Below are 17,866 nucleotides of genomic sequence, written 5' to 3'. Positions count from 1 at the left end.
TTATGATTAAGAATTAATATAATTTTAATTAAGTTTTTCCAGACGAATTTGGTTATACTTTTCTTTTTCGTTGTACTCTCTTAATATAATATATCCTTCCTTAGCCTGCATAGGAATTATTTCATAATTATCTTTTTCAGAATGCAGTGGTATTATTTCTTCTTTCAATTCTCCATTTGAAATCTTATATATGTTTAAATACCATTTTTTTTCTGATTTTATATAGTTTTTAATGAAGAAGAAAGCCTCGGTTTTATCCTTTATATATTGAGAAAATAGAAAAGTATTATAAACATTAAAACCCTTTACTAAATCTACTTTTATTGTATTAATATTCTTTAATTTAAAATCTTTATCCATGGATATTAATACAAAGTCAGAATTTAGAGTTTCTTTTTCTGTACTTGAGAGGATTATGTCTCCAATTCCGATTATTGGTATCAAAACACCATTTTTATAAGGACGGTATTTTTGAACTAGAAATGAAATTGAGCCATCTTTGAAAATAAAGTGAGTCACTGGTGTTAAAATAAATTTTTTATCTACAATTCCGTTTTTTTCAATATCCAATGATCCTTGCAATTCTTCCCATAGTATGTAATTTTTAGATATTTCATTACCTAAAGAATCTAAAACAATTTTATAATATCCTAAATTATCTAAATCTATTGATTCGAAAAAATTAAATTTCTTATTTTTTTTATACTTTGAATATACTCCTGTTATGTATATATGATTGTTTATTTTATCAAAATTATTTTCAAAATTATACTCGCTCTGAGAATTTTCAATAACGTATTCGTTTTTTTTATTCCCGGTCATTATATCTAAAACTGATATTTTATGTTCTTCAGGGACTTCATTAATATATTTCTTTTCTAACATATATAAATAATGCTCAGTAGAAAATCTAACATAAGATTTATTATAGTTCTGTTTGGAAGCATTGGAATTATATTCATAAATCCATAGTTGTTCGTTTTTATCATTAAAAAATTTTAGATAGGTTTCAGAGCCAACGTCTTCAAATATGTCATCTTTTATGGAGTAGCTGTTTAATTTAGGAAAATATTGAATGTAGCAGGGTTTATTCTCTTTTGTGAAACTTTTTTTATATTCAGAAAAACTCTCAGGGATTTCTTTTAATTGCTCATTGATACAATAATATTTGGGACTAATTTTATTAGTAGATAAAGATATTTCGAAATTAGTCCGAAAAAAATGATAGATACCATTTTCTTTACCAGAATAAATAATCGATATCTCTAATTCGTCGGGATCGCTAATGCCGCATATGAAACGCGTCTTCATGTTTTCGAAATATTTCTTGGAAGTAAAAGTATTGGTAGATAATTTATTGAAATTTTTATCAAAAAGTATATATTCAATTTGAAGTGTTTCTTTATCAATTAAACCCTGATCAAAAAAATAAATATAACCGTATAGTTCATTTTTATTATAGATTCTGTTATAATCAATAAATTCTCCTGATGATATTTTAGCCAAATCTACTAGCTGAGAATAAAAAAAGTTAGTTATTAACAAAAAAAAAGTTACAAAAAGCGTATTTTTCATATATCTATGTGTAATAAATAATATTTCTAAAAGTGGGTGAAATAAAGGTGGAGTAACTTAAATTGTGACTCGTAAAATGTTTTTATAAAGAGAAAAGAATCAAGATCAAGCAAATGATTCATTAAAAGTGAGTTTATTACAGGCATTTTAAAAATAGTTAGTAATTATTAAAAGTGGCAAAAATAATAAAAATTAACATAAACTTAATTTACCTTTATATATTTTTGTTTTCAGGTAAAAAAAACAATATAAATAAAGCGGATAAATTTTATCCGCTTGAGGCTTAATTAACTTTCTAAATTAATGTCTGAGATGAGTAGTATTAAAATTAAATTATGGTTATGCGGATTTTTCCAAAATTTCTTCTTTTATCGTCTGAAAAAGTTTCTCCTTATTAGAAATAGGAATGTTATTTTCTTTGATGAAGTAGGTATAAGATATCATAGCTTTTCTCATTTCCATTTTTATGTTTTCCTTGTCTAGACTTTTATTTCCTGTAAGGTGTAAAAGATAAAAAAGGGCTCTCTTTAGTATTTTTTCAGCCTTGTCTTTTTTATTTATTTCTTTGTACGTATTAGCCAGATTATTACAGGAGATAATATAAATCTGCACAAATGGTATTTTTAGTTTATTGCACAGTTCAATATGGTTATTTAAAACTTCAGATCTATAAAGAGCTTCTTCATAACCGTGCAAAGCACGTTCAAACTTTGAGTTGTTAAAAAGTTCGTTGGAATAAAACGTTAATTTTTTCCAGTGATTTTCAATGTGATGCATGCAAGTGTCGCTCATATTATTTTAAATTTTGATTAGCAAAATCCCAGTTTACAATTTCCCAAAATCCATCAATAAATTTGGGTCTTGCATTACGATAATCTATATAGTAAGCATGCTCCCATACATCCAAAGCTATTAATGGTTTTTTTCCAAAAATAAGAGGATTATCGGCATTTTTTAATGGCAGGATTTCTAATTTTTTGTTATTATTTAAAGCCAGCCAGGTCCATCCACAGCCGAAAAGTTTACTTGATATGGTGGTGAAATTATTTTTAAAACTTTCAAAGCTTCCGAAATCACGGTTAATTAAGGCAGCAATTTCATTTTTGGGTGTCTTCCCCCCATGGGGGGAAAGACAGTTCCAAAAAAATGTGTGATTCCAATGCTGGGCCGCATTATTAAAGAGTCCTTCATTATGTGTTTCAAAACCGGTTTTAATCATTTCTTCAATAGATAAATTGTTAAATTTACTGTCTGAAACAATATTCATAAGATTGTTTACATAGGCTGCATGATGCTTTCCGTAATGATAATCTAAGGTTTCCTCTGTAATTACAGGTGCTAGTGCATGTCTGTCATAAGGTAACGGAGGAAGTATTTTTGTGATATGCATTATCTTAAGTTTTCTTGTTTGTACTATTTTTAATTATTACAAATGTAATAAAAAATTAGATTAATCTAACAAATATGTTTTATTTGTATTTAAATTATTCGTTTTAAGATGTTTAATATTTGTTTAATGAGTTGGGAGGAAATAAAAAACCTCCGGTTATAAAATATTTACCAGAGGTTTAAGTATTAAATGATTATTGTATTAAAACAAATATTACCAGTCAAAGGATATATTAATAAAAAAATTACGTCCTTTTCTTAAAATATTATTCCAATCTGAATATGTTGTGTATTTTTTATCCAAAAGGTTTTCAACTCCTATCTTACTCACTAATTTATAAGAACCAAAGAGAAAAGAATAGCCTGTTGAAAAGTTATATATAATAAAATCAGAGAATTTCTGATTACCAAAATCCGGATCATAATTCTTTTGCCTTCCCGATCCTTTAAATGAAAATTCACCGGTAAATCGGTTTTTATTGAAAAGAATGGAAGATGTGTAAGAAAACGGAGCAATGAGCGGTAAAGAAGTGCCTTTATCATCCCTGCCTTTTTGGTAAGAAAACCTGCTGCTCCATTTCCAACGATTACATATTGTATAATTTAACTGTAAATATGTAGTAAAGATAGATGCATACTTTAAAGAATTATAGATTTTTACACCTTTGGCACCCAGAGTCATTGGTGATAGTTCCTCATTTTTTTTACCTGTAATATAATCATTAAAATAAAAATAGGATGATCCTGTTTCCAGTTTTAATGACTTTATCTTCCCATGCATAATAAAACTACCTTCCCATGATTTTTCATTCTTTAAAGTCGGGTTTCCTATATAATCAAAATTATCAAAATTGTTAAAAAGGTAAAATCCATAGGCTTCGGAAACTGAAGGCGTTCTTTCACCATAACCGCCTCCTAAAGAAATATGAAAATCATTTGCCGTATACTCATAAAAAGCTGTTGCTTTTAAAAATATTCGATGATTAAATTGAGCAGTTTGAGGAAAAAAAATCTGTATACTTTTTAAACCAATTTCTTCATTTATACCATCTTTTTGATACCCCCATCTTGTAGAAATTGAAAATGAATTTAAGGCATCTAAAGTATAACGATCTTCAAGAAAAAAAGAAGTGTTAAATGTGCGAATATCCGGCCATGTATACATAAACATAGGAGAAGCATCAGAATTTTTAGGGTACATCGTCATTTCCGCCTGGGAATGATTATAGAAACCGTCCCAGTGGGCAATAAAAGAATGACTTGAAGTTTTACCTTTTACTGTTGAATAAAACCCCAGAGTATTGCTTCGCCCTGGCATATCCATGTGGACGGGATTATTGGGACGGTGAGTATCATCCATAATATGAGTTATAGAATTAAAATAAATTTTAGACTCCCATGAATCTAATAGATAGGAAATATTTTCTTTTCTGTAACTCAAAGAGCCTATCCAGGCTTCTGCTTTCTTTACATCCATGGTAAGTGCCGGATAGCCGACATGGGTAGCCTTATCTAAAATAAATGTACTTTCCAGAAACTGAGATTTGGATATGCGGTAGCCTAAATGAGTGTAAAGGTTAGTTTTTTCAAATTGTGAAAAGTATATTTCTTTTTGACCTCCGGATTTGTAATTTTCACTTTTTCTGTGAAATAAGCCGGAAGAAAAATAGAATTTTTTGTTAGAGTGAGAGATGTCTATTCCATTGATGAAATAATTACCATTCGTTTCATAGCCGGTGTACAGGCTTTTACTCCATTTTTTTTGTAAAAATCCGGTTTTTTTTAAGTTCATGGTAATGTTGCCGCCAATCGAATTACTTCCATGTATCCCACCCTGCAAGCCTGAGCTAACTTGTATGTTTTTAAGATTGGAAATTTCTACGTAGGAAGTTACAGGGTCCATTTTATCGGTACACGCATTAAATAATTTCATTCCATCCAACGTAAGAGAAATCCTTTCAGAAGTCATTCCGTTTAAAGAGGGTTCCCAGCCATAATTACCTCTACGAATTAAATCAATTTTTCCTGAAGTTTCCATATATTCATCCATGGTAGCAAGAGGCTTGGATTCAGATGAAATATCCGGCTTTTTAGTTCCCAGAATAATAATATTTTCTATAGTTATATTCTTTAAACTATCTGCAATTTGTGTATAAAAAAAGTGAAAATATAATAAACATAAAAAAGTTAGAATTTTTTTCATCTTTTATAATTCTGTTTCCCAAAAAATGCTGCTAGAACTGTTGGTTTCGGTAATAGATTCACCTTTAATAGCTTGTCCTGACGCATCTAATACCTGTAAATTGATTTTCCAGTATCCGGTCATTGTAAAAGAAATTTTACCCTTGTAAAAACCGGAAAGTTCTGAATTAATTAAATCTGAGTTATTGGGAGAACCATGATTTCCCATTTCAGGCATTCTGGGATCAATTATTATTTTATAATTATTTACAGGGGTAAAAGTGAACATATTTTCCATTTTGTATAAATAGGCAGTCAACTCATTACTACCAATTGTTGGAGATATCGGCGAAACCCAAGCTAATAAATATTTGTTGTTGTCGGTACCTGTAAAATTCTGTATTACCTTGTTGGGGGAGTTTAAAACCGTGAGTTTAATTGAAGTCTTAAAATTCTGATTTTTTATTTTATAATCAAGTTCAAGTTCCCAGTATTCGGAATCGTTATTAGCCATTTGAAATAAAATGAAACCTTTGTATAAAGTGGGTTCGTTACTTAAATGTACGATGCTTTCATATGGGCAAGAATGGCTTTTGTTAGTCATACGCATCAAAGGTTTCCAGGATATTGAAGCTCCGGATATAAACTCGCCATTGGTTTTGTTTTGAATGCGAAGAAAAATTTCATTATAACCCGTAATTATCTTTCCGGTTTTGCTATATAAAGTTATGATGTGATTTTCATTGGCTTCTTCCTGAATTTTAATTAATCCGGAAAGGACGGAATTACCTGAATCAGAAGAAGAATCCTCATTTTTACAAGAGATAGTAATGAGTAAAAAAAAGATAGATAATGATAAGCTAAGAAAATTTAAAATTGATACGTTTTTCATATTCTAATAAATTAAATGATTATCCCAGGGCTTAATATGCTATTAGCCTGATTAAAAAAAGTTATTATTGATAAACAAGATTATACTTCCGCTTATAATAAATTGAAACAGAAGAAAAAAAAGTATAAGTTTATCGGGATAAAACGGGAGGTTTAAAAATAGAGGTTTGATAAATTATAGAATATAAATCTATATAATGATAAAAATTTGTAACAGGAGAGATTTGAATTTTATTTATAGAAAAATCCAATTTGTCTATTATAATAAAAACGTCTACAAATTTTATAGAATTGCTTGTTGTATTTTCTTGACTATCCTGAGCCGCTTTGTCAGCTATTTCTTTTGCTAACTGACATTTTCCGTTACAATGGGTTTCCGGTTTGTTTTTGTTAATACATAATACAGTAGAAAAATACTTGTAGTTAAGACCATAATCCAACAAAGGGATTAATGGCCTGAAGAATGTTAGAAATATCAACAAAATAAGACCAAACTTCATAAGACAAATATATAAGTAAACCAGATAAAAACAAATTAAAAAATCAATAAAGTTTGCTTAAGTCCGTTTAATGACATTTTCCAAAGAAAATTAAAAAATGATTTATCCTGACTTCTTTTAGTTTCTTTGATTTCCAGCGTTTTTAAAGAATCTTTAGTGTCGTTGATAATTAATAAATTAGCTAAGCTGGACATTAATTTTTTTTCTTTAAGACCATTTTTATTAAATAAAGTAACATGTAAATCTTTATAATTTATTCCAAAAGTTCCATTACCTATCTCATTATTTCCATAAAAATCAAAAGAAACTTTTTTAAAAATACCCTCGGCAGAAGCATGCAAGTAAGGTTTAATAAATGGGTTAACCTGTTCTGCCGGCAAATCGTTTATATATCCTTTTACTCTAAATTTATTTTCCGGATCTGATATATTAAAAGTCCATTCCGCATTAAAAATTGCCCGCTCCATAAAATTACTTTTGAAAGTGACAAGAACATCATTAGGTATAGTATTAGGATATCCGTTATTTAAATTATGAATCACAGCGTTTATATTTGAAAAATTTATTTTACCTGTTCCTTTATTCAGTGATTCTTCCTCATAGTTAATAGTTGAATTTAACAGAGATATTTGATCAATTTTAACTTTATGACTTAATCTTCTCAGCTTTTCACTAAAAAAAGGTTTGTATACCGCTTTGTATATGCTGTCAGGTATATCATATTGATGAATGGTAAGAGAAAGTTTATCTAAAGGTATTTCAGGAACTGTGATAAAAAATTTATTGTTTGTAAGTTTAGCTGATAAATTAATAATTTTCGTTTCAGGAAGAAACAAAGAATACGCATCTATACCATTCTTTTTCATGTAATTTGTTTTAGAAGGATCAGGTAAGATGGTAAGATTGTTCATTGAAAATGTGTGATTGGATAAATATATATATTTGATTTTTGAAATATGAAAACCCGAACTAAAGGTTAAATTATTGCCACGTAAACTAAAATTTGAAAAAACAATTGGTAAATCAGTAACCTCTCGATTAGATGGGGTAAATTGGATCTGCTTAATAATTAAATCAAAATCTTGAATAGAAGATAAACTTTTTTTTGAATCAAAATTAAAAAGTTCCGCTGAAGAATTTATGATGCTCAATTTATCTACGTTAATCAGCCATTTTTTTGAATTGAGATTGATGCTATTAATTGCATTATGAGCTGTTTTATTTTGATATATATCAGCCTTCATTTGATTAATTTTTATATCAGGAATATCAATAAAATACTGATTTTTCTTATTACCCCATTGAATGTTATTGATATTTAAAGAGTTGATTTTTATATAAAATAAATTTTTAATGATCTTATTTTTGTTTGAAAGTTTAGGAAATAACTCAACTTTGGAGGTAACGAGATTATGATCAGAAAAACCTATATGTTCTGCTCTAATGCTATGACTTTGCAAGTCAGATAAAAAAACTGTATCAGCTGAAATGTTGTAACTTGCAAAACTTAAAGGAGGGATTTTTTTATTTTCAGGGATTAAAGTATTTATTTTTAATTGGTTAATATTCAAATTTAAGTTTTTAACCTGCAAAATATTTTGATTATTTCTATCATAATAATCAAAATTGGTAGAAGCTAAGGTAAATTTGTTAATTAAAAGTAAATCATTAAAAAAATAACCCACTCTGGAATTTTCTGTAAAAGCAAGATTATTGTTTTCTTTAATAATCACATAAGTATTAAATAATTTAACAAGGTCAATCGTGATTTTTTCGTTTGTACGATTGTTGATATTGCTTAATAAAATGTTTATATTTTTACTTTTAACATGATTATTCAGGTTGAGAATCGATCGGGTAATGAGAATAGTGTCAATATTTAAGTTAAAAGGTAAAATTCTTTCGGTTTCATAGTTACTAGTATTTGTCCGTTGAATATTCTTTTTTGTGCTTATTAAAATCTGGCTTGAATCTACTTCAATTTTTGATGTTTTTACAAATAATCCACCACGGTTATAACCCCAATCAAAATCTTTGATTTTAGCTGAAGGAACTTTTATATTTAATGATGTTTTCTCTGTATTTACATTTTTATCAATTCCTTGCGATGTGCTGTCGGAATATACATAAATTTTTTTAGCGAAAAGATTATCATTTTCTAAAACAAATTTTTTTAGCGATAAAATATGAGATTTGTTAATTTTATAAAATATTTTTTCAGCATTTATTTGAGCATTTTTGTAAGTAACAGGAATTCTTTTTTCTTTATTAACCATATCCCAGACCACTCCGTTTAAATGTATATTCAGATTTTCAAATGAGGCAATATTACTATGATCATTGCTAGTAACCGATTTGAATTTTCCTTCTTTGATATGCAGGTTATTTATTTGTATAGATTTACCAAGACGATAGGACTTAAAACTTTTCAGATCAGTATCAGTACCAGATGGCTGGATACAAAGTATCTCAGGTTTAGTAATTTCAATATAATCAGCAATAAGATCTTTTCTGCTCAAAAAAGTAAAAAAATGTACCCCATGAATTAGGATTTTTTTAATTTGAATATGATATGCTTCATTTTTTTTAGTTTTAGGGGAAATGGCTATACCGTCAATGGTTATTTGTCGAGACCATAAAGAATAAGAAACTTGTTCATAATTGAAGTTATAAGGAGTATCATTTTTCTCTTTTATAAACATAGGAAGACTCTTATTGATCCACATCTTTAACCCCATTTGAATGAACAGGCATATAAGGAGAGTAGTTATTCCCCAGATTGAAAATTTTTTCCAGTTCATATTCTTTTATTTCTATCAAAAATATCAAAAAAATATAAAATAAATATATTTTTTTTTGTTTATGTTAGTATATGTGAATCGTTTTATTAGTATACAGAGGCTAATTTTGTGTTATTTGTATGTCAAAAAAAAGAAACTTATTTAGTATAAATTTTATAATTTTATGAATTTAAACCTAAGATATTATAAATGGAAAAGACTAAATTAAAGTCACATTACAATAACTTGTTAGATAGTCTGAAGAAGCTTGAAACAATAGATATAAATGAAAAATTAGATCATCTTTTATATAAAGATGATTATAAAAATAAAGAAAATTGGTTGCTGGGATTAGCAATTTGTGATTATGGTTTAAGTAACAATAGTCTTGTTGATAAAACTAAAGCTTTATACATAAGACTTTTCAAGCGAAACTGGAATCTTTATTATTCCTCTTTCCTAGATCAGGAAGATTATGAGTTCTGGTTTAAATTATGCGAAAGAATAAATGATGGGTTTTTAGATATTAATTATCATAAAGCATATGTTGAAAGAGATTATATATTAGAGAATGCACGAAGACCATTTCGTAACAGGAGTAAAAGTAGAGAATATTTATTAAAGGGAATTGAATTAGGAGATGCAGCTTGCAGGGCTGTTTATGGGTATAATCTTTTCTTTGGAGCAAGAGGTGAGATAGAAAACAAAGAAGAAGGTCTTAAACTTATTCAGGAGGCGAAGGAATTAGGTTACGATCAGGCGGAAAACTGCCTTTTAAATATTGTTTTTTATACAGAAGAAGATAATACATATGTATTAGAAAAAATAAAAGAACAAATTGAAAGCAAAGAAAAGGAATCTGAAAAGCCCTATCATTTATTAGCAGAGTACTACTTATATAGAGAACAAAATATTGAACAAGCACTTGAAGTTTTACATAAAGGTATTGAAGTAAATAACCCGTATTCAAAATATATTTTTGGAATTAATATATTAAATGAAAGGCTACAGGGATATACGGTTGAACAAGGTATTTGTTTGCTAGAAGAAGCATACGAATACGGAATAATATATGCTGCAAACTGGTTAGGTAGGTACTATTATTACATACAGGCAGAAAATCATTCCTTAGAAAAATCTATTCAATGGCATGAAAGAGCTAAACTATATTATTTTGAAGACTCATTAGTCGAACTGTCACTCATTTATTTATACGAGGAAGAAGTTCAAGACGTAGAAAAAGGAAAAATATATCTGAATTGGGCTGTGCAGGAAGGTAATGCAAGAGCTATGTCTGAAAAAGCACATTGGTTATTAAACAATGAAAATTCAGATCCGAAAGAAGTGCAAAGTTTATTAGAAGATGCAATGGAATTGGGAGATTCATATGCTCCCTACCGGTTAGGCCGTTTATACGAAACCGGATATTTTGGAGAACCGGATTATTATAAAGCATTTGAATTGGTTAAAATTGCTGCCGAACGCGGACATGTTTACGGTTTGGAAATGATGGGGCATTACTACAGGGTAGGTATAACATCGCAGGAAGAAAGCGATCCTGAAAAAGCAATTGAATATTTAAACAAAGCAATAGAAATGGGTTCTGAGTATGCGCAAGTTGAAATGGCTTTTTGTTATGAAGCAGGTTTTGGTGTTGAAAAAAATTATGTGCAGGCTTACGATTTGTTCGAAAGAGCTGCTGTAAACGGTTACATATATGCTTATAATAAGTTGGGGTATTATGAAGAAGACGGATTAATTGGAGAAAAAAATCCTCAAAAAGCATTTGAATATTTTCAAAAAGCAGCAGAAGGAGAAAATGTTGAAGGCTATTACAATTTAGGTAGAGCTTATAAATATACGATAGGGATTCCGGAAAACCCGGAATTAGCCTTGGAAAATTACCGTAAAGCAGCAGAATTTAAATATGGTGAAGCCTGTATTGAATTAGCATTATCATATGAGGATGAATATGGAGGATTGTCTTTTGATGAGTCTAAAATAATGAGCTATATGCTAGTAGCTGCGGAGCAGGGGTATCCTTTTGCACAATATAAAGTAGGTTGTTATTACTATTATGGTCTTATAGAAAATAATAGAGAAAAAGCATTAGAATGGTTAAGCATATCTTGTCAAAGCGGATATCCTTATGCAGCTTTATTTTTAGGAGATTATTATTTATATGATGCAGAAACGGATAATAATAAAGCATTTGAATACTATTGCATTGCGGAAGAAAACGGAATAGTATCAGAAGGATTAGGAGTTTGCTATGAATATGGAATTGGAGTTGATGAAAATAGTCAGGAAGCATTCCGTTGGTATAAATTTGCAGCAGAAAAGGGGAGTATAGGTTCAAAATACAGACTAGGACTAGCCTATAAATATGGGATGGGAACAGAAGAAAATCTTGCAGAATCATTCGTGTGGTTTCAGGATGCAGCACAAGAAGGGAACTTTCATGCACAATATCATGCAGCAATGATGTTACTGAAAGGGGAAGGAGTAGAGCAGGATTTAAATAAAGCTATTACTCTTTTGTTGGAGATAGCGGAAAAAGGACATATCGAAGCTCAGTTCGAGCTGGGTAATTGTTATCTTATAGGAAAAGGAGTGGAAGAAGACGAAGTACAGGCAATGGCATGGTATCAAAAAGCTGCGGAAAACGGACATGAACAGTCACTTAAAATCACAGGTAAAAGAGAAAGAAGAAGAAGGTGAATTTTTTAAAAAATTGTTTTAAATTGATGAAATATTACTAATATTGAATAATATTTCCAAAAAATGATTAAAAAACAAACTGTGAATTAATTATAATAAATTATTCGTATAAAATATTAGATAGTAATAATAATAAGTTACACTATTTCATAGTAGTGTAAAATAATAGGTTCTATACATTAAATTAAGGGCTTAGGTCATCAGATTTCTAATATATTTTAGCGTATTATTAAATGCAGGAGAAGTTTAAGTGTAAAAAAAGTATGAAATTATATTTTAATTGATGTTTCGTACGATATTGAAATTTTCGGAATAGCACTTCAATTTAAGTTGTGCAGTAATATTGTTGAACAAATAAAAAACAACAAGCTTACTTGAAAGTGTATAAATAGTAGTAAGATGATCAAGGAATTTATAATTAGAGTTAAAAGAAATGGAACAGGAAAATAAATATCTCTTTCAGGTTAACCTGAAAGGGATGATAGAATTATTGTCAGAACATATATATAGCGCACCCAATGTTTTCATCAGAGAATTATTACAAAATGGCATTGATGCCATTACAGCCAGAAAAGGTATTGATGAAATAGAAGGAGAAATAAACATATACTTAAAAAAAAATAAAGAAGAACTGTTATTTATTTTTGAAGATAATGGAATAGGACTTTCGGAAGAAGAAGTTCACCAATTCCTGTCAGTAATAGGCCAGAGTTCAAAAAGAGGAGAATTGGATGAAAAAGATTACATAGGGAAATTCGGAATAGGAATGCTTTCCTGTTTAGTAGTCAGTGATGAAATTGTAGTTGAGACTCAATCATTATTGAAAAAAGAAGGTGTATGCTGGAGAGGAAAAGCCGATGGTACATACACTGTAGAAACCATTCCTAATAATCCGAGAGTTGGAACAAGAGTTATTCTTATACCAAAAAAAGAATGGAAGGTTCTTTTTCGGGAAGAAGAAATTAAAAAAAACATCCTTTATTTCGGAGATGCCCTACCGGTTAAAATAAACTTTATAACACATCAGAAATCTGAAGTTTTAATAGACAAAGAACCGGTTTGGTTAAATACACAAAGCACAAGAGAGGAGTTGCTCGAATATGGAAAAAAAATATTTAATATTAATTTCCTTGACTCCTTTAAATTGCATTCCGAAACAGGAGAAATCAAAGGAGTTGCTTACATAATGCCCCATAAAGTACAGTTTATAGGAAATACCAAACAAAACAAAATATATTTAAAAAGAATGTTTTTGTGTGAAGATGGAAAAGGATTACTTCCGGAATGGTCCACTTTCGTACGTTGCATAATTAATACAGAAAGTTTGCGTCCTACAGCCTCAAGGGAAGCATTGATGAATGATGAGCAAATGGTAAAAGCGAAAAAGGAATTGACCTATTGTTTTAAAGACTATCTTAAGTATCTGACCGTTTCAGATACCTTTACATTAAATCAGATTATAAAAATTCATCATCTATATATAAAAGCGCTTGCAGTTGAAGACACAGAACTTTTAAAAATGTTTATAGATTACATTCCTTTTGAAACCAATAAAGGAATGATGAATTTTTTATCTCTCAGAACCTATAATGATGTAATACATTATACACCTTCTATAGATGACTTCAGGCAGATCAGAAGAATTGCCGGTTCACAAGGTAAAACTGTAATAAATTCGGCCTATAGTTTTGAAACCGAATTAATAAGTAAAATGAGAATTGTAATTCCTGAGATTAGATTCAAGAAAATAACCCCGCAGGATATACTAAATAATTTTGGAGAAGTTAATGTAGAAGAAAATCAGACCTATGCTAAATTTGAAGAGAAAGTAAACAAAATACTTAATGATTTTTATTGTAAATCACAGATAAAAGAATTCAGTCCGGTTGATACACCCGCAATTTACGTAGCAAATGATGAAGCTATGAATAATAAAAACATTCAAAACTTATCCAAATCTTCCAATCCCTTTGCATCCACTTTGCACAATTTTATAAAAAAAGAAGACGAAAATATTCCAACACTTTGTTTTAATAAAGATAATGAAATAGTACAAAAACTTTTTCAGATAGAAGATTCCTTTATGTTTGAGTCCATAGTCAACATAATGTATGTTCAGTCTCTAATGTTAGGAGGATATCCAATAAATAAAAAAGAAATGGAAGTCTTCAACACTTCGTTATATCAACTTATTATTTTAGGAATGAATGATTTTATGCCTAATTTAAACAATTAAAAAATTTAAATACCTCATATAGGGATTTTATCCGATTAGTTTTGGAATTAAAATATTGATTATAAAAAATAAATGCTTCTTATACAGAAAGAAGCAAAGAAAAATTCAATTTTATATCTTATAAAAAACCTCTAATATCATTTCTTAAATTGAATTGGAGGTTTTTTTAGGTACAACAAGATACCTATTGGATAAATAATTTGTGTAACAATTTTTTCATTGTACATAATCTGGATTGGTATACTTTGATATAACAATTTTAAATTACTATTTGCTTTAACTTAATCGGTTGTATTTAAAATAGATAATATAGCTATGTATTGGCTTATATCGTATGGTTTGTATAATGAATGAGTTTTATTTATCGTAATATTTTATTAATTATATATTAATTATAATGTAATACACTTTTTGTGGAAATAAATGACATTTGCACAAAAAAATGAAAAAACTACTACTGATTTTATCACTTTTCATTTGTTTTACTTCACTTGAAGCACAGGAAATAAGTGGTGTCATTGAAAATAAAAGTTCAGAACCTCTCTCCGAAGTAGAAATTTTAAATACAAGAACCAATGAAATTATTTATTCAAAAGAAGACGGAACTTTCTTTATAAAAGCTATTAAGCAGGATACACTCAATTTCACTCGTGATTTTTATCAACCATCGAAGTTAGTGATTGGCGATAATCAAACAATTAAAGTAATACTTGAAGATGAGATCGAAAAAAAGTTGGATGAAGTCGTAATAACAGCTTTAGGAATTAAAAAAGAAAAAAAATCATTAGGTTATTCGGTTCAGGAAGTAAAAGGAGAAGTATTTGAAAAAGTTAAAGAACCTAATTTTGTAAACTCACTAACAGGACGTGTTTCAGGATTGAACATTAAGAATAGTACAGATCTGTTTCAGGATCCGGGAATAACCCTAAGAGGAGCAAAGCCTTTAATTGTAATTGATGGAATTCCTGACAGAACAGCAGATTTATGGAAGATAAATGCAGATGATATTGATAATATCAGTGTTTTAAAAGGAGCTACAGCTTCAGCGTTATATGGTTCTGTTGGTAAAGATGGTGCAATAATGATTACCACAAAAAAAGGGAAAAAAGGTAAAATTACCATTTCAATTAATAATAGCACAATGTTTCAAACCTCCTTCATACGAATTCCAAAAGTTCAAACGGTATATGGTGCGGGAAATAATGGTAAATATGCTTACATTAACGGACAGGGTTCCGGAAGCGAAGGAGGAGGTTGGATATGGGGACCAAAATTAGATCAAAAAGATCCTTCCACTTTAAGTGGGTATTTTGAGACTAGACAATACAATAGTCCCGTCGATCCCATCACCAGGGAATTAATACCATTGCCATGGATATCAAGGGGTAAAAACAATATTAAGAATTTCTTTGATACAGGAATAATACAGTCTAATAACATAAGCTTGGATTGGGGAAATGAAAAAGCAACTTTCAGGCTTTCTCTTTCCAATATTTATCAAAAAGGAATTGTACCCAATACAGAGCTGAAAAATACATCAATAAGTTTAGCCGGATCTCTTAATCCGCTTCAAGGATTAAAGATTAATACAAACTTAACATATAATAAAGAATATACTGCTAATTTTCCCGAAGTAGGATACGGGCCTACAAACTACCTCTACAATCTGGTGCTATGGACAGGTGCAGATGTAGATGTAAGAGATTTACGAAACTACTGGGTAGCCGGAAAAGAAGGATTTCAGCAAAGGCATTATAATATATCCTATTACAATAATCCATATTTTCAGGCGTATGAATATTTGAGGCCTTATTACAAAGATAATGTGATGGGCAACGTAAATCTCGAATATCAGATTATTCCCAAATTGTCAGCTAAGGGGCGAGTAGGAACTAATATATATAGTTTAAATAGAGAGTATAAAGAACCTAAAAGTTATGTTGGATATGGTCAAAAATCTTTAGGTAATTTCACTCAAATAAATGCTAATTATTTTGATATAACTTCAGAATTTGGTCTTAAATATCAAAATACTTTCTCAGGAAATTTCACATTGAATGGAGAAGGATATATATCCAGTTTTTACAGTGAGAAGAAGAATAGTCAAATACAAACCGATGGATTGATTATTCCTGGGTTATATAGTTTTGCAAATAATGCCGGACCTTCATTAGTTGCTCCACCAGATTTAAACAGAAAAGAATATGAACGGATAAACAGTGTCTATGGTTTTATAGATATGGAATTTTATAAAATGTTTTTTTTAAATATTACGGCAAGACATGATAAAGTATCTACATTACCCAAAGGGAATAATACTTATTTTTATCCTTCAGTATCTGGTTCTATACTAGTTAACAAAATTTTACAACTTCCGGCTTGGATAAGTTTTGCTAAAATCCGCGGATCATTTGCCAAAGTAACATTGGGGAAAATAGCAAATAAAAATAATACAGGTTATGATAATTACGGTTATATAACTGCTTTTGAAAAAAGTGAAACAAGCTGGAATGGACAGCCGACATTCTATTTTGGTAATATTTTAATAGATGCAAATATTAAACCGGAGACAGTTAATTCATGGGAAATAGGAACGAATCTGGCGGTATTAAATAACCGAATAAACATGGATGTAGCTTACTTTCAGACTAAAGATTATAATAATTTAGTTTATGTGCCTTTATCAGAAAGTTCCGGATACAAATATTTTCTAACTAACGGAGATGTTTATCAAAGGAGAGGTGTAGAAATAACATTAAACACGGATATTTTAAAGCGCACAGAAATAAAATGGAATTCACAAATCAATTTAAGTCAATATCGAAAATACCTCAAGAAAATTTACGGAGGATATAGTATTAACAGCAATTACATAAGAGTGGGAGAAAGAATGGATAAACTATCAACGGTAGTTTATGAAACTTCTCCGGATGGACAATTAGTTTTAGAAAACGGTTATCCGGTTAGGTCCAAAGCACCTTACCCTTCGACAATGGGATATTCAGAACCAGATTGGACTTATGGTATATCAAATAGTTTAAGTTATAAAAACTTTACCGTATCATTTCTGTTTGACGGTAGAATTGGAGGTACGATGTATTCAACAACGAATCAAAAAATGTGGTGGGGAGGGATTGCCCCAGGAACTGTAAATCAGTATCGAGATGATGCTAATGCTGGTAATAACACCTATATAGCTCAGGGAGTCAAAATTGTTAGCGGGTCAATTAATTACGACGAAAGAGGAAATGTGGTTTCCGATACCCGTGTGTTTGCACCAAATGACGTTGCTGTCAATTATAACGGATATATGCAAAGTACTAGCAACGCTTTCAATGCAAACTATCATTATTACAAGCAAACATTTATAAAACTTAGAGAAGTGACATTAACCTATAATTTGGGTAAACCTGTGCTAGAAAAGCTTTCTCTAAATGCAGTAAGTATATCATTAATAGCGAGAAATTTATGGTTGGCCTCAAAAATTAAAAATGTAGATCCGGATTCCGGAGTTGATAACCTTCAGACACCCGCAACCAGAAGCATAGGAATTAATGTAAATGTTAAATTTTAATTATATAAAGTAAATAAAT

At 29.6% G+C, this 17,866-nt stretch carries 10 protein-coding genes; 3 read left to right on the top strand and 7 right to left on the bottom strand.

Annotated elements, in window-relative coordinates; genetic code table 11:
• Nucleotides 1-24 precede the first annotated feature (24 nt).
• The 7 genes from EOV51_RS01530 to EOV51_RS01500 form a co-directional block, all read right to left on the bottom strand.
• Nucleotides 25-1,575 (bottom strand): hypothetical protein, encoded by a 1,551-nt coding sequence (locus EOV51_RS01530; RefSeq protein WP_128149156.1) that lies wholly within the window; start codon nt 1,573-1,575, stop codon nt 25-27.
• Nucleotides 1,576-1,914: 339 nt separating this feature from the next.
• The gene (locus tag EOV51_RS01525) at nt 1,915-2,367 is read right to left on the bottom strand and encodes a tetratricopeptide repeat protein (protein ID WP_128149154.1); all 453 of its coding nucleotides are present in this window, start codon (nt 2,365-2,367) and stop codon (nt 1,915-1,917) included.
• Nucleotide 2,368: 1 nt separating this feature from the next.
• Entirely contained in the window at nt 2,369-2,965 is a 597-nt protein-coding gene (locus EOV51_RS01520) for a superoxide dismutase (protein ID WP_128149152.1), read from the bottom strand.
• Nucleotides 2,966-3,178: 213 nt separating this feature from the next.
• The gene (locus tag EOV51_RS01515) at nt 3,179-5,167 is read right to left on the bottom strand and encodes a TonB-dependent receptor plug domain-containing protein (protein WP_128149150.1); all 1,989 of its coding nucleotides are present in this window, start codon (nt 5,165-5,167) and stop codon (nt 3,179-3,181) included.
• A 3-nt stretch (nt 5,168-5,170) separates the two neighbouring features.
• On the bottom strand, nt 5,171-6,037 hold the full coding sequence (locus tag EOV51_RS01510; RefSeq protein WP_128149148.1) for a FixH family protein: 867 nt from the start codon (nt 6,035-6,037) through the stop codon (nt 5,171-5,173).
• A 130-nt stretch (nt 6,038-6,167) separates the two neighbouring features.
• Nucleotides 6,168-6,536, bottom strand: a complete 369-nt coding sequence (locus tag EOV51_RS01505; RefSeq protein ID WP_128149145.1) for a hypothetical protein — start codon at nt 6,534-6,536, stop codon at nt 6,168-6,170.
• Nucleotides 6,537-6,571: 35 nt separating this feature from the next.
• Entirely contained in the window at nt 6,572-9,337 is a 2,766-nt protein-coding gene (locus tag EOV51_RS01500) for a hypothetical protein (RefSeq protein ID WP_128149143.1), read from the bottom strand.
• Between the two features lie 189 nt (nt 9,338-9,526).
• Here EOV51_RS01500 and EOV51_RS01495 point away from each other — a divergent pair, with 189 nt between their 5' ends.
• From EOV51_RS01495 to EOV51_RS01485, 3 genes are all read left to right on the top strand, one after another.
• Nucleotides 9,527-12,037 carry a tetratricopeptide repeat protein gene (locus tag EOV51_RS01495; RefSeq protein WP_128149141.1) on the top strand — a complete coding sequence of 837 codons (2,511 nt, stop codon included), beginning with the start codon at nt 9,527-9,529 and terminating at the stop codon, nt 12,035-12,037.
• Between the two features lie 433 nt (nt 12,038-12,470).
• Complete coding sequence (locus EOV51_RS01490) at nt 12,471-14,273, top strand: HSP90 family protein (protein WP_128149139.1); 1,803 nt, start codon at nt 12,471-12,473, stop codon at nt 14,271-14,273.
• A gap of 442 nt (nt 14,274-14,715) precedes the next feature.
• Complete coding sequence (locus EOV51_RS01485) at nt 14,716-17,847, top strand: SusC/RagA family TonB-linked outer membrane protein (protein WP_128149137.1); 3,132 nt, start codon at nt 14,716-14,718, stop codon at nt 17,845-17,847.
• The last annotated feature ends 19 nt before the right edge of the window (nt 17,848-17,866 follow it).

It is taken from the genome of Apibacter raozihei (genome assembly GCF_004014855.1).
Lineage (GTDB): Bacteria > Bacteroidota > Bacteroidia > Flavobacteriales > Weeksellaceae > Apibacter > Apibacter raozihei.
This window is presented reverse-complemented; position numbering and strand designations above follow the sequence as displayed.